24 protein-coding genes are annotated in these 22,230 nt (G+C 46.8%); 22 read left to right on the top strand and 2 right to left on the bottom strand.

The genetic code is table 11. The features are described 5' to 3' along the window. Nucleotides 1-63: 63 nt before the first annotated feature. The gene (yihA, locus tag ACJJIR_RS21330; protein WP_444906753.1) at nt 64-723 is read right to left on the bottom strand and encodes a ribosome biogenesis GTP-binding protein YihA/YsxC; all 660 of its coding nucleotides are present in this window, start codon (nt 721-723) and stop codon (nt 64-66) included. 124 nt (nt 724-847) lie between these two features. Here yihA and ACJJIR_RS21325 point away from each other — a divergent pair, with 124 nt between their 5' ends. From ACJJIR_RS21325 to ACJJIR_RS21285, 9 genes are all read left to right on the top strand, one after another. After that, the gene (locus tag ACJJIR_RS21325) at nt 848-1,522 is read left to right on the top strand and encodes a c-type cytochrome (RefSeq protein WP_444906752.1); all 675 of its coding nucleotides are present in this window, start codon (nt 848-850) and stop codon (nt 1,520-1,522) included. 229 nt (nt 1,523-1,751) lie between these two features. Continuing rightward, nucleotides 1,752-2,438: a thiol:disulfide interchange protein DsbA/DsbL gene (locus ACJJIR_RS21320; protein WP_413663932.1), complete on the top strand. Its 687-nt coding sequence runs from the start codon at nt 1,752-1,754 to the stop codon at nt 2,436-2,438. Between the two features lie 123 nt (nt 2,439-2,561). Then, complete coding sequence (locus ACJJIR_RS21315) at nt 2,562-3,758, top strand: biotin/lipoyl attachment domain-containing protein (protein WP_444906751.1); 1,197 nt, start codon at nt 2,562-2,564, stop codon at nt 3,756-3,758. Nucleotides 3,759-3,802: 44 nt separating this feature from the next. After that, the gene (locus ACJJIR_RS21310) at nt 3,803-4,267 is read left to right on the top strand and encodes an ecotin family protein (protein ID WP_444906750.1); all 465 of its coding nucleotides are present in this window, start codon (nt 3,803-3,805) and stop codon (nt 4,265-4,267) included. Nucleotides 4,268-4,532: 265 nt separating this feature from the next. Then, a complete protein-coding gene (locus ACJJIR_RS21305; RefSeq protein WP_282930498.1) occupies nt 4,533-5,012 on the top strand; it encodes a hypothetical protein in 480 nt (159 codons plus the stop codon). Nucleotides 5,013-5,057: 45 nt separating this feature from the next. After that, a complete protein-coding gene (locus tag ACJJIR_RS21300; RefSeq protein ID WP_282930497.1) occupies nt 5,058-5,732 on the top strand; it encodes a hypothetical protein in 675 nt (224 codons plus the stop codon). A 359-nt stretch (nt 5,733-6,091) separates the two neighbouring features. Beyond that, nucleotides 6,092-6,502, top strand: a complete 411-nt coding sequence (locus tag ACJJIR_RS21295; protein WP_444906749.1) for an ACT domain-containing protein — start codon at nt 6,092-6,094, stop codon at nt 6,500-6,502. Nucleotides 6,503-6,516: 14 nt separating this feature from the next. Further along, on the top strand, nt 6,517-7,260 hold the full coding sequence (locus ACJJIR_RS21290) for a hypothetical protein (RefSeq protein ID WP_444906748.1): 744 nt from the start codon (nt 6,517-6,519) through the stop codon (nt 7,258-7,260). A gap of 176 nt (nt 7,261-7,436) precedes the next feature. Then, on the top strand, nt 7,437-9,062 hold the full coding sequence (locus tag ACJJIR_RS21285) for a M28 family metallopeptidase (RefSeq protein ID WP_444906747.1): 1,626 nt from the start codon (nt 7,437-7,439) through the stop codon (nt 9,060-9,062). A gap of 26 nt (nt 9,063-9,088) precedes the next feature. Here the strand turns inward: ACJJIR_RS21285 and ACJJIR_RS21280 are convergent, their stop codons facing one another. Continuing rightward, the gene (locus tag ACJJIR_RS21280; protein WP_444906746.1) at nt 9,089-9,808 is read right to left on the bottom strand and encodes a 4'-phosphopantetheinyl transferase family protein; all 720 of its coding nucleotides are present in this window, start codon (nt 9,806-9,808) and stop codon (nt 9,089-9,091) included. A 356-nt stretch (nt 9,809-10,164) separates the two neighbouring features. Between ACJJIR_RS21280 and ACJJIR_RS21275 the strand changes: the two genes are divergently transcribed. The 13 genes from ACJJIR_RS21275 to ACJJIR_RS21215 are packed head-to-tail and all read left to right on the top strand — an operon-like array spanning nt 10,165 to nt 22,201. Then, nucleotides 10,165-10,890 (top strand): beta-ketoacyl synthase chain length factor, encoded by a 726-nt coding sequence (locus ACJJIR_RS21275; RefSeq protein ID WP_444906745.1) that lies wholly within the window; start codon nt 10,165-10,167, stop codon nt 10,888-10,890. Then, entirely contained in the window at nt 10,880-11,665 is a 786-nt protein-coding gene (locus tag ACJJIR_RS21270; RefSeq protein ID WP_444906744.1) for a lysophospholipid acyltransferase family protein, read from the top strand. The genes ACJJIR_RS21275 and ACJJIR_RS21270 overlap by 11 nt, the downstream gene beginning before the upstream one ends. Next, entirely contained in the window at nt 11,662-11,919 is a 258-nt protein-coding gene (locus ACJJIR_RS21265) for an ApeE family acyl carrier protein (RefSeq protein ID WP_444906743.1), read from the top strand. The genes ACJJIR_RS21270 and ACJJIR_RS21265 overlap by 4 nt, the downstream gene beginning before the upstream one ends. Nucleotides 11,920-11,930: 11 nt before the next feature. After that, a complete protein-coding gene (locus ACJJIR_RS21260) occupies nt 11,931-12,185 on the top strand; it encodes an acyl carrier protein (RefSeq protein WP_413663941.1) in 255 nt (84 codons plus the stop codon). 20 nt (nt 12,186-12,205) lie between these two features. Then, nucleotides 12,206-12,733, top strand: coding sequence for a COG4648 family protein (locus tag ACJJIR_RS21255; protein WP_444906742.1), 528 nt, complete (start codon nt 12,206-12,208; stop codon nt 12,731-12,733). Between the two features lie 9 nt (nt 12,734-12,742). After that, nucleotides 12,743-14,449, top strand: coding sequence for an ApeI family dehydratase (locus tag ACJJIR_RS21250; RefSeq protein WP_444906741.1), 1,707 nt, complete (start codon nt 12,743-12,745; stop codon nt 14,447-14,449). After that, complete coding sequence (locus ACJJIR_RS21245; protein WP_444906740.1) at nt 14,442-15,182, top strand: glycosyltransferase family 2 protein; 741 nt, start codon at nt 14,442-14,444, stop codon at nt 15,180-15,182. Before ACJJIR_RS21250 ends, ACJJIR_RS21245 begins: the two co-directional genes overlap by 8 nt. Then, nucleotides 15,179-16,102 (top strand): lysophospholipid acyltransferase family protein, encoded by a 924-nt coding sequence (locus ACJJIR_RS21240; protein ID WP_157953838.1) that lies wholly within the window; start codon nt 15,179-15,181, stop codon nt 16,100-16,102. Before ACJJIR_RS21245 ends, ACJJIR_RS21240 begins: the two co-directional genes overlap by 4 nt. Continuing rightward, the gene (locus tag ACJJIR_RS21235) at nt 16,099-17,658 is read left to right on the top strand and encodes an HAL/PAL/TAL family ammonia-lyase (protein WP_444906739.1); all 1,560 of its coding nucleotides are present in this window, start codon (nt 16,099-16,101) and stop codon (nt 17,656-17,658) included. The genes ACJJIR_RS21240 and ACJJIR_RS21235 overlap by 4 nt, the downstream gene beginning before the upstream one ends. Beyond that, nucleotides 17,648-18,082, top strand: a complete 435-nt coding sequence (locus ACJJIR_RS21230) for an acyl-CoA thioesterase (protein ID WP_444906738.1) — start codon at nt 17,648-17,650, stop codon at nt 18,080-18,082. The genes ACJJIR_RS21235 and ACJJIR_RS21230 overlap by 11 nt, the downstream gene beginning before the upstream one ends. Next, a complete protein-coding gene (locus tag ACJJIR_RS21225; RefSeq protein WP_444906737.1) occupies nt 18,082-18,699 on the top strand; it encodes a LolA family protein in 618 nt (205 codons plus the stop codon). Before ACJJIR_RS21230 ends, ACJJIR_RS21225 begins: the two co-directional genes overlap by 1 nt. Before the next feature lie 4 nt (nt 18,700-18,703). Further along, nucleotides 18,704-20,968 carry an MMPL family transporter gene (locus tag ACJJIR_RS21220; RefSeq protein ID WP_444906736.1) on the top strand — a complete coding sequence of 755 codons (2,265 nt, stop codon included), beginning with the start codon at nt 18,704-18,706 and terminating at the stop codon, nt 20,966-20,968. Nucleotides 20,969-20,971: 3 nt separating this feature from the next. Beyond that, complete coding sequence (locus ACJJIR_RS21215) at nt 20,972-22,201, top strand: NAD(P)/FAD-dependent oxidoreductase (protein WP_444906735.1); 1,230 nt, start codon at nt 20,972-20,974, stop codon at nt 22,199-22,201. Nucleotides 22,202-22,230 lie beyond the last annotated feature (29 nt).

Genomic DNA, 22,230 nt, shown 5'->3' with positions numbered 1-22,230 from the left:
GTGTGAGATAAATTGAAGTGCTTGTGTTGCTCGGGGGGCGCTGCCCCCGGGCTCCCAGCTCGTTCAATCTTCAGTGGGGGCGGCTTCCTCTGGGATTTCCAGCCACTCATTGAGCTTGCGCTCGAGTTTGTCCAGGCCTGTTTTTTTGGTCGATGAGAAGATCTGCAGAGTGACCCCGTGATTGAGTCCCTGCTCCTTGAGGGTCTTCTCTACGGCAAAGCGAGTGTTGTTGGCTGGACCGTTCTTCAACTTGTCGGCCTTGGTTAGCAGGATGTGCACTGGGAGCTCGGCCTCTACTGCCCAGGTGAGCATATGCAGATCGAACTCCTTGAGGGGTTGGCGAATGTCCATTAGTAACACGAGTCCACGCAGGCACTCTCGCTTCTCAAGGTAGGTGGCCAGATGGCGCTGCCACTCATCTTTCATACTGCGGGCGACCTTGGCAAAGCCATAGCCGGGCAGATCCACCAGGCGCTGCTGATCGGAGAGGCGAAAGAAGTTGATCAACTGGGTGCGTCCCGGTGTTTTAGAGGTACGCGCCAACTTGTTGTTTTCCGTGAGCGCATTGATGGCACTGGACTTCCCCGCATTGGAGCGACCGGCAAAGGCCACCTCGGCACCAAAGTCCTCCGGACACTCAGTCAGGGTGGGGGCACTGGTGAGAAATTGTATGGAACGGTAGTTCAGTTTTGGTGGTTGGGCTTTAAATTCTGAATTTGACATCGTATAAGTCTGTTTATTCGGTACACTCGCTTGGCGCGCAAGTATATAATGCCGCCGTTTTCGCGTCGCAGGACTATCGGGGGCGGTGCGAAACGCCATCTCTCAGCGCGCAACGGGACGACGTATGAACAGCATTATCAAGAACACTGCTCTGGCACTCGGTTTAGTTTTCGGCTTGGGCGCCGTGCCCTTGGCGCTGGCTGCGGGCGACGCTGCTGCGGGCAAGGCAAAAGCCGCTCAATGTGCAGCCTGCCACGGTGCAGACGGTAACAGTATTGCTCCAGCTTTTCCAAAGATTGCCGGACTCGGCGAAAAATATCTGTATAAGCAGCTTAAAGATATTAAAGGTACACCAGACGGTAAAAAGGCCCGCGATGTGCCGCAAATGATCGGTCAGTTGGACAACTTCAACGATCAGGACCTGCAGGATATCGCCGCTTACTTTGCCTCGCAGCCAATGCAGCTGACCGGATCTGAGGCTATTTCCGTGAAGCTAAACAACGGTGAGGACGTCGACGGCCTGATGCTTGGACGTAAAATCTACCGTGGTGGCAATATGGAGACTGGTGTTCCCGCATGTATGGGATGCCACTCACCTGCTGGACTGGGCAATGCACCGGCCGGTTACCCTCGTCTGGGCGGTCAGTATCCAGAGTACATCGAAGCCCAGCTGAAAGCATTCCGTGTGGGTACCCGCAACAATGACGGTGAAGTTCGCACTATGCGCACCGTGGCCAAGCAACTCTCCGATGCAGAGATCAAGGCGCTGGCCAACTATATCGCAGGCCTGACTGACTAATAGTCACAGGGTTTGAGTACACTGAGGCCGGTCTGTAACCGGCCTTTTTTGTGCCTGTCGCCTGAGCATAAAGCCGCTTTCCATAGATGTACTAGGCAGTTTTTGCAGTGTTTCCTTGCACGAGGGTCCGGGAACTTAAATAATCTGCGTTGTCTATTGTGTCCTCAGTGGCTCGACAGCCCGCCGCTAGATGGCGTTCGCACCACTAAATAAAAGTTGGAGAAGACTTATGAGAGCATTTCTCGCCCCGATCACGATGGTTTTTGCTGTAATGTTCAGCCTCGTTGCCTGCGCCCAGGAAAGTGGCGAGTTCAAAGCGGGCCAGCACTATGAAGTATTGCCGCAGGCTGTACCACAAAAGAGCAACGACAAGATCGAAGTGACTGAGATGTTCTGGTACGGCTGTGCCCACTGCTTCACTTTTGAGCCAACTCTGGAGCGCTGGAAAGAAAAGATGCCCAGCGATGTTGCGCTGCTGAAATTGCCAGCAATTTGGCAGCCGGTTATGGATGTACACGCTCGTCTTTACTACGTAGCAGATTCCATGGGTGTTCTGGAAAAGATGCACACGCCTATCTTTAACACCATCTACACTCAGCGCCAGATGCTGGCTGTCCGCGAAGGTCGCAACTGGGTGCCTGACTTAAAGGCTATCGAGGCTCTGTTTAACAAGCATGGTGAAGATGGTGCCAAAGCTGCGAAGCTGATGAATTCCTTCGCTATCAACAGCAAAGTTAAGCAAGGTATGGCCAATCAGCGCGCTTACAAAATGACTGGTACCCCAGAAGTTGTTGTTGCGGGTAAATACCGCATCAGTTCCTCTTTCCCCGGATATAAAGGTAAGAGCAATGGCCAGGAGCTGATGCTGCAAGTGGCGGATTACCTGATTGCCAAAGAGCGAGCGGATCGCGGCTAAGCTTTCCAATTGAAGAAACCCCGCCTCGAGCGGGGTTTTTTATTTCTACCCTAAGAAAGGTGCCCCGCAATCTGTCGAGAGGCTCCTAACATCGATCAACCTTGCCCGATCCGGAAGCCACTAATGGGATTCAAATGGATTTTACTGTTTACCCTCCTAGCTGGCTTAATCGCACCTGTTTCAGCCCAGGACACTTCAAGCAGCAATACTGTGGCCGCTCAGGCCAGCAATCTTCTCTCCTATATAGCGGTAGACTACGGCGACGCCGTAGAGAACGGGCAGCGACTGGACACTCCTCTGTATGAACTACAGAAGCAACAGGTAGAAGAAGTACTGCGCCTGGTCACTCAACTCCCCGATCGGCCTGGTCGGCAGGGTTTGCAGAAAAGCCTCTCGGACTTGCGTAAGGCGATTGAGGATAAGGATTCCAGCGCAGAGGTGCGCCGTCGAGCCAATGCAATCGCCGATCGCCTTGCTGCTTTGTATCAGCTGCAGCGGTCACCCAGTTACTCTTTGCCCTCGCCGGGTTTTATGATGCCTGTTTATCAGCAGCGGTGTGCCATCTGCCACGGTGTCGACGGTGAGGGTAGTAATGAAGGCCCAGCCCTCAATGATCTTGAGAGAATGGCGGGGTTCAGTCTCTATGATCTTTATAACACCCTGGACCCAGAAACTGACTCTATTCACACAGTCGACATTGATGGAGATCTGACCGGCCTACAGCGCTGGGCATTAGCGGTGACTGTCGCTGCTTTTCCAGTGGCGAATCAGTTACCACCCTCTTCTGACTTGGCGACCCGTTATCCCGGGTTACTGGGACTGCCGGGAATGGCGACCACTAAACCGGCGGAACTTGATCCAACTCTGCAACAAGCATTGATGTGGTGGCGCGGAAACCCCCATCTTGTACGCACTCTGATCCCCCCTCTTATCAGCGCAATTGGCTTGCTGCAGCTGGCGGAGACGGACTATCGAGGAGGAGATATAACAGCGGCATACGGTAAGTTAATGCTGGCTTATCGTGATGGGTATAGGCCGTTACGACAGGAGCTGCTGATTCGTGACAAGGTACTGGTGGAGCAGCTTCAGGTCCAATGGCAGCAATTGAGGGGTGACTTGATTGGTGGTGCCAGTTCCACAGAAGTTATTGCCGCGTTTCAAAATCTGCGGGCGGATCTCAATCTGGCCCACTCCAAGTTGGAGCCACCTGCGATGGGGGAGGGGCGATACCTATGGACTGCCGCTCTGTTTGCTTTGGCAATCGGTTTGGGGGCGCTGCTCTGGTGGGGACTGCGAAGACAAAAGCGAACTAGACTTTAAAAAGTTTTGTCCGCCATTTCCCGGCGCAGTAGTGAGGCCATACCATGTCAAAATTAGTTGCCACTGCCTTCATGTTGTTACTGGCCCTGGATTGTCACGGTTCTGAGCCTCTGGATGCATTTCCAGAGGAGGTTGAAGGCAAGTTACGTCACGTTATCAAGCTGCCCAAGGTTGTCGATGAAAGTCGCTTCAGGGTTGAGTTGGTACCGGGAAAAAGCCAAGTCGCGGAATGCAACTTGCAAAGCTTTAGCGCCCCATTGCGTAAGGACATACTCCCAGGCTGGGGTTACCCCTTTTATGTCCTGTCCGACTTGACCCCGACCACAGATACGCAAAAGGTCTGTGCCCAAGGCAGTGAATCCCGGCGATTTATCACCGTGCGCGGTGATGGCTTGATGCTGCCTTATAGCAGTAAGTTGCCAATGGTTATATATCTGCCACAGGGCGTGCAGTTAAAGTATCGGGTGTGGAGAGCAGACAAGAATTTTTCCGAAGCAAAATCCAGATAGTTGGACTACCGGTAAAAATGACTTGGCATTCTTTTTGTGAATTTGTCGTAAATTTGAATATTTTTAACGTTTAACCTGCCACCGTTGTAAATTGCGTCTAGCCTTACTTTTCGAGGGATGTGAAAAATAGCGCCGAAGCGTTTTTTCATGCCGATAAGTGAGGCTTTAGCCCCGTAATCGGAAAGGAAAATTGGCGACTTCCCCAGTCGTCTTTTGAATAACCCGCCCCCTGTAATGCACTGGGGCCGATACCGTAGGGCAGCGCATGAAGTTTTTGCGTCTTTTACCAAAGCGGCATTTTATCAAGCCGGTTGTTCCATTTGTCACAGCAATTTTCCTAGCGATACCAATGTGGGCCTCGGCGGAGTCCGCCCAGCAAAAGTGGGCGGGAAATTGGCTGGTTGTGAGTGAAGGCGATGATCAATTAGTGTGGCAACTGCATGCCGATGGCTCCGGATATGCCTATGGATTTAATGCCAAAGGCCTATTGACCCATGGTTTTGCCATTAACTGGCAATTGGATGGTGACCGGGTGCGAGTTAAAACGGGAACCTCGGTGCGCTGTAAGGGCGGGGTTGTATCTGTCGCATTTCGAGATTGGAGCCGTGCCACCCTCCTCTTTGCAGTGATTGATGGCCGTCATTGGCTGCAGGCGGGCGGTGGACTTCTGAGCTTTCAGCGTCGGTTGGCTGATTGGCGAACCCCCAAGGCCGGTGCAAGTTGCCCGGATATTGTCAGTCGCTAGCAGCTTAATTCCGTGCGAACGATATTTAATCCGTGCGTGGAAAAGATGAGTAGTGGGTGGGAATGGATAAAATTCTATCTCTTCCTGCCACTGCTAATTTTTGTCGTAAGTGCAAATGCCAGTGAAGAGAAACGAAAAACACTCAATGAAGGCTGGCATGCAAAATCACGCTACGATGCCAGTCAATGGGTTGGGGCCTGGCTGATTTCCCGCGATGGTGAAGCGCGGCATGTGTGGAGTCTCAAGCCCGATGGCACTGGGAGATCCTACGCTTTTTTAAGGCAAAATGGAGAGATGCAATTCGTATTTGGATACGATATTAATTGGTATTTTGATCCATTTACTCAAATGGCCAATATAAAGACCGGACGCAGAATTATTTGCAAGCGAGGGAAGATTTACCCCTATTTTCTCACTTTAAAATCCTACGAAAGCGACTACGCGGTAAGGGGAAAGTTTGCCTGGCAAACAACATGGACAGAAGTGAGTATTGGGCGAAATCGCCTGCATAAATCCTATGTAGTTTTTGTAGCCCCCCTGTCCGCATGGCATGATCCAGATAGAGATTCACCCTGCCCCAAATTTCCCCGTGTACGCCTGGAAAAGGATATTGACGCGGTGCTGAAGAGCTGGGAGGTTGAACAGGATTCGTCGGAAGTGGATACAACTCCGGCACCCAATGAACCGGAATTTGATGGTGAAGAGCTGAGAAATCCGTAACTTCTCACAGTCATTGGGTCTACTTCTCTCAATAAGAAATAATCCCATCAATATATTTTTAACTTTCCACCAGCTAAAATCCGACTTCTCTAAGCTTCAGGAAAAATCTTAAAAAGATTTAGTTATTAAACTGCCAGCTCTGTTAGGAAAATAATTCTAAAAAAATGCGTGATCTTACCTTTTCCAAATTAAAATATGCTGCCGGGTAATAGAGAGCCCACGAAAAGTAGTTTTAGAGTTGGATTATTTTCACCTGAAGACAGGTATTAATCAAAAAGATTGATCCAAAAGCAGTGCGACCGTGTAGAAACCGGTCGTATTAATCAGGTTGGAGAAAACTTCCAGACGGCAAAGAAAGCATGAAAGCTGATCTATCCGTAGTGAGAGCATTGAGAACTTTGTATCCCAAGCTGCACGATGAAATCTATGTGTTTTGTCAGGTTTCAGATAGTCGGTTTACAGATATTTTGTCAGAGAGTTTGTGTTTCTTCCGAGAAGGTGAGGGAATGAGTGTGATACTGCCTCAACGTTCGGCTCGGCAATTAGATATTGTCGCAAGCGCCCCCTTTCGCCAAATCACTTTGCAGATCCTGGCTGGTCTTGATGCGGTGCGGGTTATTCCTGTGGTCGCCCAGGAATTAATGGAGGCTGGAATAGATACCAGCGTGGTATCCACACTACACCGTGACCACATTTTTGTCCCTGATGAGCGCGCGGAATTTGCAGTAAAAATTCTGCGCGGTATTCGAAATCGAGTTCAATATAGCTGATATGTAGCCTGCCAGTGCGTATCAACTATCCCCCCACAGAGCCCCACGGCGAGATTCGCCAACTGTTGCCTAATTTTTTTTATGTTCCCGGAACTATCAAACTAGCGCCGGGGGTCACTATCAATCGCAATATGGGAATCGCTCGCTGGCAGGATCACCTTACCTTGATTAATCCCATCAGATTGCGTCCACAGCAGGAGGAAAAGTTAAAAGATCTCGGGCGTGTGAGTCACGCGATACGGCTCGGCTATCACCATGGGCGTGATGATCTCTACTACAGAGACCACTTTGATCTTACCTTTTGGACACAGCGCGGCTCCGATTTTTATCCGCCAAAAGCAGATAAGGTGTTGCGACAGGAGGATGTTTGTCCAATACCGGGGGGGCGCTTTATTGTCTTTTCCCAAAGTCAGTTTCCAGAGGCCGTATTGTGGCTCCCGTTTAGTGGCGGACTACTGGTCAGTTGTGATGCCCTGCAGTACTGGCAGTCATGGAATGGATGTACCTGGTTTGGGAAAAACCTGCTGAGGTTTTCTGGTATCCGCCGAGGTATGCAGATTGCTCCCTCCTGGAGAGCAAGGGTGACACCAAGTGATAAAAATCCCAGGCTGTGGTTGAAGTACGACTTCGAACAAATCCTAAGGCAGCCGTTTTTGCACTTTCTTGCGGCTCATGGAGATTTTTGTGCGGATAATGCCTACGAGAAAGTAGCTTATGCGGTTGGACAAGCGTTCCCCGGTTTGGGGAAGGCTGCATAGATGAGTTTAGCGAGCACAGTCAGGGCGCAGCTCACTGGGCCTCAGCTTAGATTGCCCTAAATCGTGGTAAGATGGGCAATTGCTCGACGGTCCACAAGCACCTGTAGTGGTGCGATTTCAAATGACCTGTCCGTATCAACAATCACGCTTTGTATTCCTGAGAAGTAGCACTCCCCATGAGAGTTAAAAGTCTATTGGGTGCCCTGGCTATGGCACTATTGGTGGCTTGTACCACCTCCAGCATTAACAGCACTGGCCCCATTGCAGATAGTGATTACATCCGTAGAGATATCAATTTCCTCGCATCAGCGGAACTAGAGGGTCGCGATACCGGTAGCGAGGGTTATCGCCAAGCGGCACAGTATGTGGCTGGCCAATTTAAAAAGATGGGGCTGATTCCAGCAGGGGAGCAAGGTTACTTCCAGGAAGTGCCTTTTCGCAGTGCCAGTTGGGATGGGAGTGATCCTGAATTTGTCTTAGAGGGCCAGAACGATGAAATCGCCATGCAATTTGGCGAGGACTTTCTAGCATCGCCCTCCGCACTGAGTGAGCGCTCGCAGATCAATGCCGAGTTGGTATTTGTCGGTTACGGTATTGAGGCTCCGGATTTTGGCATTAATGACTATCACGGCCTGGATGTACAGGGAAAGATTGTCGTTGTGTTAGCAGGCCGGCCGCAGAGCTTGCCCAGTGAAGTGGGGGCTCACCACTCCTCTCCTCGCACCAAACGCCAGGTTGCCGCAAAACATGGCGCTGTGGGTTTTGTTCGCCTGTATACGCCTGAGCGGGAGAAACGCCGCCCATTTGACTACTATGCGAAGCACCGTTTTGACGACACTTTTGACTGGGTGAAAAAGACTGGTATGCCCGGTAGTGCAATCCCGGGGATGCACCCGGGAGTTATGTTGAGCATCACTGCAGGCGGCAAGCTGTTTGATGGCGCTGAGCGCAGTCTTGAAAGTATTTTTGCCGATATCGAGCAGGGAAAAACTCCAGAAGGCTTCCCCCTTAGTTACCGTGCAAAAATGAGCAGCAGCTCTAACCACAAGCGCGTAACCAGCCCGAATGTAGTGGCCGTTTTACCGGGAAGTGATCCACTCCTGAAAGCTGAATATGTTGTTTTTTCCGCACACCTGGATCATGTTGGAAAGAAAGAGGACGGCGAGATTTACTACGGAGCCCAGGATAACGCTGCCGGTATCGCGGTGATGTTGGAAACCGCACGTCTTTTTGTTGAATCTGGGCAAAATCCTCGAAGATCACTGCTGTTCGTTGCTGTTACCGCAGAGGAAAAAGGTTTGCTGGGATCGGATTATTTTGCTGAGTACCCCACGGTGCCACTGGAATCGATCGTAGCCAATATCAACCTTGATATGCCCATGCTGCTCTATCCATTCCGCGATATTATTGCTTTCGGTGCTGAACATTCATCTTTGGGGCGAGTTGCGGAGGAGGCTGCAAACCGTTCCGGGCTTAAACTCAGTCCCGATCCTATGCCGGAGGAAGTTATCTTCGTGCGCAGTGACCACTACAATTTTGTCCGTCGCGGAGTGCCCTCAATCTACTTGATTACCGGAAGGGAGGCAAAAGACCCCAGTGTGGATGGTACTGCTGCACAGATGGCTTTCTTCCGCGAGCGCTACCACAAGCCAGGGGATGCTGCGGACGAGCAGATTAATTATGAGGCGGCTGAGCAATTTACCCAGGTAAATTACCTGATTGCCCGGCAAGTTGCCGATGCCGACATTCAACCATATTGGTACGAAGGTGATTTCTTTGGGGATTTATTTTCTAGGGATTGAGCGGTTTGAACACCCTGGGAGCAACCCTAACTGAAACCATTGATTGGCTTCAGGATAGTACTATCGCTTGTTCTCCCGCAGTGGCTAGCTCTAAATGTGCCTATTGGGTTTACGACAGAGGTGGCTTGATTGTGTTTAACCGCAAGGCTTAGGTAGGCTCCAGGCTTCGGCTGTCCTGTCCACAATAGGTAATTCTTGTACGGATGGTTCAATTGCTGAGGTCGGTTAATTACAGGAGCTGAGGCCAGCAGCTGCCCCAAATCGACACCAGAACATTTAGCTAATGCTTCTTTGGCGGTCCATTTAGTGAGGAAACAAGCAGCTACTTGCGATGTTGGGAGCGAGTTTAGTTCGGTTATCTCCGCCTTGTGGAAGTATTGCTTAGCCATGGCCAACCAATTCCTTTGGTGGGACTCATTTTCGCAATCAATACCTACTGGAGTTTCCGCTATTGCTACGGCAACAAAGTCATCGGAATGGCTTATGGAAATATGACAAAGGGGTTTTCCTCTAACCATAGCAATGGTCGGTGCTTCAGCCTCAACTGTAATTTCCCAAGGTGAATACTCGTATTGCTCCGCAATTAAAGTGCGCAGTAATATTCGCCCGGCCAGGAACTGGGCTCGGCGTTTAATACTGTGTATTTTCTCCAGCCGTGAGAGCTCAGTGCTTCCCAGCAGGTGAATGGAATCTCCCTGCCAGTTTCCTGACCAGCTATTGAAGGAAGAGCAGGTAAAGTAAGGCATTTGATAACCCCTAAGAATTTGTTCCCTTTGGAAGCGATGGAATCTGGTCGACTTAAAAAACCTTCACTTTAACGGCTGGGGGGCTGTGCAATACAAGTTTCCCATGGCAAATGTGTACCATAGTACGAGAGAATAAGTGGCCGGAAAAGCCCGTGTATTTCACTGTAATCTAAGGCCGCGCATCGACCTATAATTCAGCGCTTTTACTGGCGGCTATTGGTCATTTTGTGTACCATTCCCGCCCTGTCTCTGGTCGCGCAATACCTATTAGCCAACTAAAAATAATGGTGGGAAAGGCCAGCTTCAGCTTTTTGATTTTGGGGGATGGAGCTCTGCTCCAGAATTAATGTTTGGTTATGGAATTTGTTGTCAGTAATTGGCGAGCATGGTGCTCGGGAATATCAGATCAATCGGATTGGCAGGGTTGGCGTAGAGGAGAAAAGCAGCTTGGTGGAAATAGCCAGGCGGATGTGTCTTTTCTTCCTGCAATGCAGCGCCGTCGGTTGAGTCCGCTGGCTAAAGCCGTTTTTAATACCGCTTTTCCGCTATTAGAGCAGGAAGATATTCCTTTACTGCTTTGCTCAGTGCATGGCGAAGCAATGAGGACTTATTCCTTGTTACAAGGCGTTGCAGCAAGTGAAGACCTATCGCCAACTGCATTTGGACTTTCTGTACACAACGCAATTGCAGGACAGTTCTCTATTGCCTGTAAAACCAGGTCTCCAGCACTTGCTTTAGCTGGGGGGGATTTTCCTATGCAGTCGGGTTTTATAGAGGCTGCTGGTCTACTCCAAGAGGGTGCTGAGGAATTGCTTTTAGTGTTCTGTGAAGAAACACTACCTGAGATTTACTATCCCAGCGCTGAGAGCTCAACATATATTTGCGCAACGGCTATGCGCTTGGCGAAACATAAATCTAGTGATACAGATATAAAACTATCGTTAACTGCCAGTGAATGTGCGGGAGCTGAGTCAGTATTTGCAGAGCCTGATTACCAGCTTCCGTTGATTAGATCTTTGATTGATCGCGAGGGGCGTATACCTGTTTCAGAGAGATGGGAGCTACAGATCAATGCCAGTTAACTTATTGCCGGCAAAGAAAAAAGACAAGTATTGGCTAAGGTTGGTCGCTACGGCGATAGCATTTAGCCTGTTCGGTATCGGTGGATTGATACTGCGGTTTGTTCTGTTCCCACCATTAAAGGTGATCTATCGGGACGCAGAAGTTCGAAAATGCAAGGCTCGTTTGTGTATCCACAACGCTTTTCGATTGTTTATTGGCTTTATGCATATCACGGGAATCTACACCTATCAATTTCGTGATGAACAAAAGTTAGCTAAACCAGGCCAATTGATATTGGCAAATCATCCATCGCTTATTGATGTGGTATTTCTAATATCCCGAATACCGAATGCCAACTGTATTGTAAAAGCCAGTTTATTTAGAAACCCGTTTATGCGCGGCGCAGTAATGACTGCAGGCTATATACCTAATGATGACCCGGAACAGATTATCGAACTGGCTTCGATATCACTACAAAAAGGGGAATCAGTAGTTCTCTTTCCAGAGGGAACTCGCTCTGTACCAGGACAACCGTTTAGGTTTCAGCGTGGGGCAGCCTACATGGCGTTACGCTCCGGGGTGACCCCAACTCTGGTAACAATACGGTGTAATCCACCGATGCTGATGAAAAATATTCCTTGGTACAGTATTCCTCTGAGTCGACCACATTTTCAATTCGATGTGAATGAATCAGAGAGTTTTATTCAAGTAAAAGAAAAAGATGAAACACCACAAGTAGCCCGAGAGGTTACTCAAGAATTAAAAGCATTTTTTACCGAGGAGTGTGCTGCGTGAAAGAGTTAGTTGAAGAGCTTAAAGTTCTGATTATTGATGTATTAAATCTGGAAGATATTACTCCAGAAGAAATCGTAGCAGATGAGCCCCTTTTTGGAGAGGGCTTGGGGCTGGATTCTATTGATGCACTAGAGTTAGGTCTTGCTCTGCAAAAAAAATACAACATATCAATAGATGCAGAAAGCGAAGATACAAAATCGCATTTTGCTAATGTGAATAGCCTGGCAAATTTTGTCAGCAGCCGCCGCGCATAATAGAGGTATTTATGTTGAATAGCAGAGAAGAAATTTTACCAAAATTGACCGAAATTCTGGTTGAGATGTTTGAGGTCGATGAGGCAGATGTAAAAGAAGAAGCCCACCTCTCTGATGATCTTGATATAGATAGTATTGATGCTGTGGACCTAATTGTTCGCTTGAAAGAAGTAACAGGAAAGAAAATTGCACCTGAAGAGTTCAAAAGTGTAAGAACTGTTGGAGATGTAGTTGGTGCAATTGAAAAGGTAATGGCAGAGAAGTGAGTCGATTCGCGCAGCTAATATTGGTCATTATTCTGACACTGTACCCTATGGCAATTTACTTTGGCATAGAATACTTGTCTTTAAGTAGTATTCTGTTACTGCTGTTGATAGTTGCGGTTTTAAGGGTATTGTTTGGCGGCGCGAATAAGGCGATTGGCACCAAGTTAATGGCTGTGGCCTTGGCTTTTGTTGTTGGGGTTTCCTGGTTAAGGGGCGACTCAAACGGACTTCTTTGGTATCCAGTACTTTGTAATCTGATTCTATTTTCACTGTTTTTTTACAGTTTGAGTCAACCGCAAACATTAGTAGAACGGCTTGCTCGCCTTACGACTCCAGATTTACCAGCTGAAGGTGTCCTATATACACGAAAGGTTACCAAGGCATGGTGTCTATTCTTTTTAATTAATGGAAGCCTCGCACTGGCAACTGTTTTAAACGGCGATATGAAAGTCTGGACTCTTTACAATGGCCTTGTTTCATATGTGCTAATGGGAATTATGATGGGTGGTGAATGGCTACTGCGTCGTCGCGTCCAAAATAAGGTGTGAGTTAAGGTCGTGGACAAAGTACAGTTTGAACAGGTGTTTGGTTACTCGAATGACCAAGCAGTAGTTAGCTATTCAAGTCGTGGGGAAATTTCATTCGCACAATTTAAGCGTGAATTGGCATTTGTTGAGCGAAAGCTAAAAAAATCCCTAAACGAAGCTGGGATCAAAAAAGCTGCCATTTTCTGTGAAGATAGTTACGAGTTTAGTTTACTTTTTTTTGCCGCTATGTCTTGTTGTGAAGTTGTTGTTATTCCGGCAAATAACAAGCGATTTACTCAGCAAAAACTGGGTGAGCAAACCCTATTACTGGGCAGCTGGGAAGACAGCTCGGCATTTACTATAAATATTCCGGATCAATATAGCGAAGAGCTATCTGTTCCCAGTTATTTTGATGCTGGTATTCAATTATTCACATCAGGAACCAGTGGTGAACCACAAACCGTTGATAAAACCTTATATCAATTGCTCAATGAGGTTAAGGCCCATAATCTGAAGTGGTCATCCCGGGTGGTTAATACAACTACTTTGGCAACAGTAAGCCACCAGCATATATATGGCTTACTGTTTAAATTACTGTGGCCGCTAGCCAGCGGGCGTCGATTTGTTAGTAAGACTTATGTGGATATTGTGGGATTACTCCAAGACGCCCAGAAATGGGGGCCTGCCGTGTGGGTTGCAAGCCCTGCACAGTTAAGCCGCCGTATTTCTTCCTGGCCATGGGAGTTAGGAAAGTCCTTAGTGGATATCTTTTCTTCTGGGGGGCCTTTACTGGAAAGAGATGCAAAGGCGATTGATCAGTTGTGTGGAATCCAGCCCATAGAGGTCTATGGAAGCACTGAAACCGGGGGGATTGCCTGGCGTAATCAATTGCGTCAGAAAAGTTGGAGTCCACTAAAAGGAGTGAACATTGCAAAAAACAGCGATGGGTTACTCAAAGTCTCTTCTCCGTGGTTACCCAAGGCGTTTATTTGTCAGGACAAAGTACAAATAAATACAAACGGTATGTTCGAACTTAAGGGGCGGGCTGATCGCATTATTAAGATTGAAGAGAAAAGAATTTCTCTTACACAAGTTGAGTCCCTACTAGTTGGTAGCTCATATATTGTAAAAGCCAATGCACTTGTCCTGGAGCGTAAAAGAAAAATAGTTGCCGCTGTTGCCACACTAACGGAATCCGGGAAAGAACTATTGCAAAAGAAAGGAAAGGCTTCTCTTGTTCGTAAACTTAGAGAAACCCTGGCCAAGGATCTTGATGGCGTGGCTGTGCCACGTTCTTGGCGTTTTGTTGATGAAATTCCCACTAACTTACAGGGAAAAATAACGAGAGACCTGCTAATGCAACTTTTTGATGAAATTCCGGCAGCAATGGTGCCACAGATTATTAGCAGCGAAATATTAGATAATACTTGTCAAGTGAATTTTACGGTTAATGACGATTTGCCTTGCTTGGATGGTCATTTTGAAGGCTCACCGGTAGTGCCGGGGGTGGTACAGCTGGATTGGGCTATGCATTTTGGCCGCCCACTTGTAAAAGCCGGCAGTACGTTTACCCAAATGGAAGTGATTAAATTTAAGCAGTTAATGATGCCCGGTGATGCTGTCACTTTATCTTTGGAGTTCAGCCAGGAAAAGAACAAATTAAATTATTCTTTTCGGAACACTCAAGATGGCAATATAGAATATAGCAGTGGTAGGTTGTGCTTCAGCCATGTCTAACTTTTGTTTTGTAATACCCGTTTATAATCATGAGGGGGCGATCGCAGAGACGCTGGCATCTCTGGATGACTTTAACCTGCCTTACATTCTGGTAGATGATGGCTGTGATGAACCCTGTAGAAATGAACTACAACGCTTAGAGCAGAGCTACGGTTCCCGGGTTCACTTGGTTGTTCGCCAGGCTAATGGTGGAAAAGGTGCCGCGGTAAAAAGTGGTCTGCGAGCTGCGAAAGAGCTTGGATATAGTCATGGAATTCAAGTCGATGCCGATGGTCAACACAGCCCCGCTGACATACCTCAATTCCTAGAGAAAAGCAGAAAGTGCCCTGATTCACTGATTTGTGGCTATCCGCAATACGATAAATCAGTACCTAAAGTTCGTTTGTGGGGACGCTATCTAACTCATGTATGGATCTGGATTAATACTCTTTCTCTGGAGATTAAGGATTCCATGTGTGGGCTGCGTTGTTATCCCTTATCTCGAACTGTAGATTTGTTAGATAACGAATATACCGGTGATCGTATGGATTTTGATCCAGAGATCTTGGTACGGTGGTATTGGAGCAAAGGCGGTCTCTGCCAGGTACCTGTTAATGTGAGCTACCCAATAGATGGCGTTTCCCATTTCCGGGGATTTGAGGATAACTTCCTTATATCGGCAATGCACACCCGTCTATTTTTTGGCATGTTAGCCAGAACTCTGCGTATTTCGACAGTAGGGCGAAAAGCGTGAGTAATTTACACTGGTCAAAATACCGGGAACAAGGCTTTTTCCTGGGTATCAAGTTCTTATTCTGGTTGCATCACTGGTTGGGTCCGATTGCCTTTAAAGTTGCGGTATACCCGGTAGTTTTATGCTATTACCTAAAAAATCAGAGTGGCCGCAATTCGATCCGTGAGTACTTGGAATTATTCGCCAAACGCTACCCATCTAGCGGTATAGAACCGAATTGGAAAACCGGATTTAGAATTTTCCTTAATTTTGCTAACAGCGCTAGAGAAAAGCTTGAAGCCTGGTTTGTGGGTATCCCGGATAGTCAGGTAAATTTCCCAAAAAGAGCGGGTCTTCACCAGTTGGCGGCTAGTGGCCAAGGTGGATTAATAATTGGCTCTCATCTCGGGAACCTGGAGGTTTGCAGAGCGCTTGGCAGCCTGACAAAGGTACGGGTAAACGTGTTAGTGCATACAAAGCATGCGGTGAAATTTAATCGCATGATGAAGATGCTCAATCCCTTGAGTCAAGTACGGCTTATCCAGGTAACAGAAGTGACTCCCGCTCTAGCGATGCGACTCTCCGAGGCTGTTGAGGCTGGGGAGCTGGTTGTTATTGTCGGTGATAGAACACCTATTAACTCTATGGGGCGCACCTGCGAGGCAGAATTCCTAGGGCGAAAAGCGCCTTTTCCCCAGGGGCCATATATTCTTGCTGCGCTGCTCAAATGCCCGGTGTACACGCTTTTCTGTCTGCGCAGTACTTCCGGATACGATATTTATATGGAAAAACTCTGCGATCGCGTTGTGATGAAACGCGGTGACAGAGAGGGGCATATTCGCTCTCTTGTCGAGGAGTTTGCACGACGGTTGGAACGCTATTGTCATATAGCACCTTTGCAATGGTATAACTTTTACCCGTTCTGGGATCAGCAAAAATGAATTCAGCAGTACTACAACGAACCCAAATAGTCTTTGATGGCACAGATCTATCTATTGATCAGGTAAACACCATTGCAGCTGGCCGTGGCGATATCTCTCTATCTGATGAAGACGGCTTTGTCGCAAGGATAAATCGCGGTGCCGAGTTCCTGGATAGCCTTTGGCAGAAGGAAGGTGTGATCTACGGAGTAACCACTGGATATGGTGATTCCTGTACCGAAAGTATTCCAGCAGACCTGGTGGAAGAGTTACCTCATCGATTATTTACCTTCCATGGTTGTGGAATGGGGGAAGTCTTTACTCTTGAGCAGAGTAGAGCGATTGTTGCTGCCCGGATTGCCAGCCTCGCAAAGGGCAGTTCAGGGGTCCGATATCGGCTGTTGCAGCAATTGGTTCTGTTACTTCAGAAAGACATTATTCCGGTAATTCCCCAAGAGGGTTCTGTGGGAGCCAGTGGCGACTTGACCCCACTGTCTTATGTTGCTGCGGTTTTGTGCGGGGAGCGCAAAGTTTGGTACCGAGGCCACCAGAGAGATACTGCTGAGGTATTCGATGAATTGCAGATTGAGCCATTAAAGCTATACCCAAAAGAGGGTTTGGCGATAATGAATGGCACCGCCGCAATGACTGGCTTGGCGTGCTTAGCCTACAAACGGGCAGAGTATCTAGCACAGCTGAGTGCTCGTATTACCTCCATGATGAGCGTTGCGTTGGATGGCAATGCCTATCATTTTGATAGCGCGCTTTTTGCTGTGAAGCCTCACCCCGGTCAAAACCAGATTGCAAAGTGGATTCATGACGATCTCAATGTTGGTGCCGCTCCAAGACAAAATAACCGATTGCAGGATCGCTATTCACTTCGGTGCGCTCCCCATGTAGTGGGTGTATTACAGGACTCTCTGCCCTGGCTCCAGCAGTTTATTCATAGCGAACTAAACAGTGCCAATGATAACCCGATCATTGATGGTGAAAACGAGAGGGTACTTCATGGTGGGCACTTCTATGGTGGGCATATAGCCTTCGCCATGGATAGCCTGAAGAATGCGGTAGCAAACCTCTCTGACTTACTGGATCGACAAATAGCCCAACTGGTAGACGTTAAGTTCAATAATGGACTCCCGGCAAACCTATCAGGTGTAACCGGGCCTCGAAGATCGATTAACCATGGCTTTAAGGCTGTTCAAATTGGTGCGAGTGCCTGGACTGCTGAAGCACTAAAGCAGACCATGCCCGCAAGTGTTTTTTCCAGATCAACGGAGTGTCATAACCAGGATAAGGTCAGTATGGGCACCATTGCTGCCAGGGACTGTATTAGGGTATTACAGTTAACGGAGCAAACAACCGCAGCGGCACTGATGGTTGCTTGGCAGGGTATTCAGCTTCGAGTTCGTAGTGGAGGAGTGGATTTGGAAAAATTATCTACCGCTCTTAATACCACAATCAGGCAGATAGGAGATGAATTTTCTTTTCTGGAGGAAGATAGAGAGCTTGAACAGCCATTGAGAAAATTCGTTTCGTTAATTCAGCAAAGACATTGGCGCTTATATGAAAACTAATAAACCTATGCGCCCTGAAAAATGGACGGCACAAGTTGAACTACAAATTCCTTTCCACGATGTGGATATGATGGAGATAGCTTGGCATGGGCATTATGCAAAGTACTTTGAAATAGCCCGATGTGCATTGTTTGATCAGTTGGAATATAACTTCCAACAAATGAAGGAATCAGGTTTTGCCTGGCCGGTCATAGATTTGCGCGTACGATATGCAAAGCCTTTACGATTTCAGCAGTGGATTGTTATTCGCGCTGAGGTTTCAGAATATGAAAATCGATTTAAGATCAATTATACAATAACAGATAGAGATACCGGTGTACGCTTAACAAAAGGACATACTGTACAGGTAGCTGTCGAAATAAGCAGTGCCGAAATGCTGTTTGCATCGCCTCCAATTTTGCTGGAAAAATTGGGGGTAAATTAGTGATGACTGCCAAGCGTTTGGTTTTATTTTTTATTTGCTTTCTATTTTCCACAGTAACTTCTGCTTTGACTTCAGAGCAGCAGGCAGTTTTGCGGGAGATAGAGAAAAATATTGTGTCATCTCCACAGATGCTTGGCACTTTTTCCCAGACAAAGAGGCTGCCCCAGTTGCCCAGGCCTCTGGTTTCTTCAGGCATCCTGGCTATTTCTGAAGAGTTAGGATTAAGCTGGCGAATAGAGAATCCAATAGAATCCCATCGAATATTTAAGCTAGATGATGCTGATTCTGGGAATCGGGTCAATAGCAATATTGTAGGAAATCATGTGGCTGATCCTCTATTAAAGATTATCAGTGGTGATTTTAGCGAACTGGATCAGACTTTTACGGTGGGACCACAGATTGCAGAAGAGCAATGGAGAATTAACTTAATTCCCAAGCAAGAGGCTTTTAGAAAGGTTATTGAATCGATAGAGGTCGTGGGAGACAAAAAGATTCGGAAAATAGTACTAGCTGAAGCCAACATGGCAATTACTGAAATAGATATTTTAAATTTACATTCAGTTGAAGCTAATAACAGTCAACTGCTGAGTGAATTCTCAGAAGATAACCAGAAATAATCTCATGTCACGTCGAGTTGTTATTTGGCTTTCCTTTGTTAGTGTAATTATTGGGATAACTGTATTACGCTATCAATCCAGCTGGCTACAAACAGATATTTTGTTATTAGCTGATAATAACTCCGACTCGGTAAGTAGTGCTGGCATCCAGAAAAAAGTCAGTCAGCAATTACAGGGAAGTTTAATTTGGGTTTTAGTTTCTGAAGGAAAAGAATCACAACGTCTGGCCATGCATACCCAAGAGTTGGCGCAGAAACTAAAGGCCGCTAAATCTTTAGAGTCTGTTGAATATCGTTGGGCCGATTCTGAAAGCTATAAAGAGGAGTGGGAGCTGCTCTTTCCTCTGCGCCAACAGCTACTCAGCCCTGAAGATAGAGCGTTATTAGACGTTACGCCAGAGGAACTTATACAGCGTCAATTGAGTAAATTATACGGGCCTGACGGCGCTGGAATTGATTTGGAGAAAGATACTTTCTCAACTTTTCGCAATTACTTTACCGCAGATATTGGAATTACTCCACAAGTCTTTGATGGAATTCCGGTACATACAGAAGGACATAAAGTTTTTACCCTGCTTTATACGCTGGCCGCACCAGTTGATTTGACTGGAGAGAGCGATATATCACTTCTTTCTTTACAGTCAGAATTAAAGCAATGGGCTCAAAAAAATGGTTATTCGCTGCTGGTAGCTGGAGCCCCCCTGCATACAGAGTATGCTGCTGCTATGGCACAGGATGAAATACGCCTGATTGGCTCCCTTTCGATCCTTGCTATTTGCTGTCTATGTATTGTTGTCTTTCGCTCATTAAAACCTCTACTAGCCTGTACATTCGCAATTCTATGTGGCGTGGCCAGTGGTATATCTGGTGTTATTATTATTTTGGGCCAAATTCATATACTGGCTTTTGTATTTGGTACAACGGTTTCTGGATTGGCGATTGACTACGCATTTCACTTTATTTGTAATAGATTGAGGCTGGGCAAGCCAAAAGATAAGGATATATTACCTGGGCTATTGCTGGGCTTGATATCAAGCTGCTTGGCATTTTTCTCTCTTGCATTAACACCTTTTCCGCTTTTACAACAAATAGGGGTTTTTGTCGGCTGTGGTTTAATAGGGGCTTGGTTGACTGTGATCCTGCTATTCCCACGCTGGATTAATATTAAGCATAGGCCTTTATCGTTTTCCAGTCAGTTTCCTAAACTCAATATTAGGTACTACCTGTTTCCATTGGTTGGGCTGTTGATGTTTGGATCTGCGGCGCTTCAGAAAATTCAATTTAATGATGACCTAAAACTGTTTTACCAGCCTCCAGAATTTCTTACACAAGATGAAATAGAGCTAAATTCTCTGATTAAATCCCGGCCAGACTCCCGTTATTTTTTGGTTTTTGGTGAAGATGAACAACAGGTATTAACACGAGAATGGGAACTTAGAAATCAACTAGGCTATTTAGTAGAAAAGGAAATTATTAGTGGTTTTCAGGGGGTAACTAACCGGATACCTCCAAAAGAGGTTCAAGAAGCTGACTGGAAGTTATTGTCGAAGTTTTACAGTGGGGATGCTGTCAGGTCTTTTTATCAGCAATTGGGTTATTCTGAACAAGATATTAACCAGCAGTTAAGTTCTAAAATACAGGCATTCAATACCTTTAATTTCTCTGAATGGTTGCCAGTTGCAGGTCGGCAATATAAAGGACTATGGTTGGGTTGTGAAAATAATCACTGTTATTCTGTGGTACGTATTTATGGCTTAAAAGAAGATTTGTCATCTTTAGAGTTACTGCCTGGAGTAACCTATGTTGATACTACCAGAAGTATCTCTAATGTTATGTCACAACAGCGTGATCTGTTGCTGCAATTACTGCCATTAATATTCATTGTTGTATTTCTGGTAACTGCAACTAAAACAGGAATAAAACAAGCCTTAAGTATAGTTGCACTTCCATCCAGCGCAGTACTAGGCACCCTGGCGATAGTGATTTTACAGGGATCAGCAATTAATTTATTTCATGTTGCGGCTTTATTACTTGTCTTTGGTATTGGTATAGATTACGCAATATTTAGCCATACAAGCAGGAAGGCTGAGCAGCATTATACCCTGCTGGCGATAGCTATGGCTGGGTTAACAACTTTTTTAGGGTTTGGTTTGTTAGCATTGTCTGGCACACCGGCGATAGCAAATTTTGGGTTAGTCCTGGCTGTGGGCACAGTATTAACTTTGTTGTTGGCATTTTTATTTTTTTGTACACGGGGTAAGGGATATTAGCCAATGAAAGAAATTAAGTCTGACGTTGTTATTATTGGTGCCGGTCCTGCCGGAGCTATCGCAGGTGCGTTATTGGCTAAAAAAGGTTGGCAAGTTTCGATAGTTGAGCGGGAAGAATTTCCTCGCTTTTCTATTGGTGAAAGCCTACTGGCTCAATGTATCGAGTATCTTGAAAAAGCAGATATGTTAGAAGCTGTGAAATCAGCGGGCTTTCAATATAAAAATGGTGCTGCTTTTGAGTGGGATGGTGCTCGTACATCATTTGATTTCCGGGAGAAGTTCTCCCCTGGGCATGGCACCACCTTCCAGGTACAGCGAGCTAAGTTTGATAAAATCCTGGCTGATGAAGCAGAGCGCCAGGGTGTTAAGGTCTATTATCGCCATTCTGTAGTGTCAGTTGATATTGCTGAGAATAACGCAAAGTTAATTGCCGAGAATGACGGCGAAAACCTGGTTTTCCAGGCGTGCTTTGTATTGGATGCCAGTGGCTTTGGCAGAGTTTTACCGCGATTACTTGATCTCGATCGTCCGTCAGAGTTTCCTGTTCGAGAATCCGTATTTACACATGTTGAAGACAATATTGATGATAGCCATTTTGACCGGGATAAAATCTTAATCACTGTGCATCCCAGTGAGCGGGATATTTGGTACTGGTTGATTCCCTTTGCAGATGGAAGAGCTTCTATTGGGGTTGTAGGTGAGAAAGAAAAGATTTCGACCTGGGGGCAGGATCCGGAACAGATATTGAAAGGGGCTATTGCCTCCGCCCCCGAGTTGGCAAAAACTCTGCGCAATGCCAAATTCGATACAGAAATACAACGTATTCGCGGATATTCCAGTGATGTGACCAAACTGGCCGGCCCTGGTTTTGCGCTTTTGGGGAATGCCGGTGAATTTCTAGACCCGGTATTTTCATCCGGTGTTACCATTGCAATGAAATCTTCAGAGTTAGCAGTTGAGTGCCTGCATCGCCAGCTCTCAGGGGAAGCGGTTGATTGGGATGAAGAGTTTATTGAACCCCTGAAGCACGGTGTGGAAGTTTTTAAAACCTATGTCAAAGCTTGGTATGACGGTCGTTTCCAGGATGTAATTTTTTATCAAACCGACCAAAAAGAAATAAAAGGCATGATTTGCTCAATCTTGGCTGGTTATGCATGGGATAAAAAAAATCCGTTTGTTGCCGCTGCTGAGCGTCGATTGAATACGCTGGTAGAAATATGTTCCGCCAAGTAATACTGTTTTTGAGCTTTCTTACTCTGGTG

It is taken from the genome of Microbulbifer maximicatervae (SeqCode), from assembly GCF_052467385.1.
This window is presented reverse-complemented; position numbering and strand designations above follow the sequence as displayed.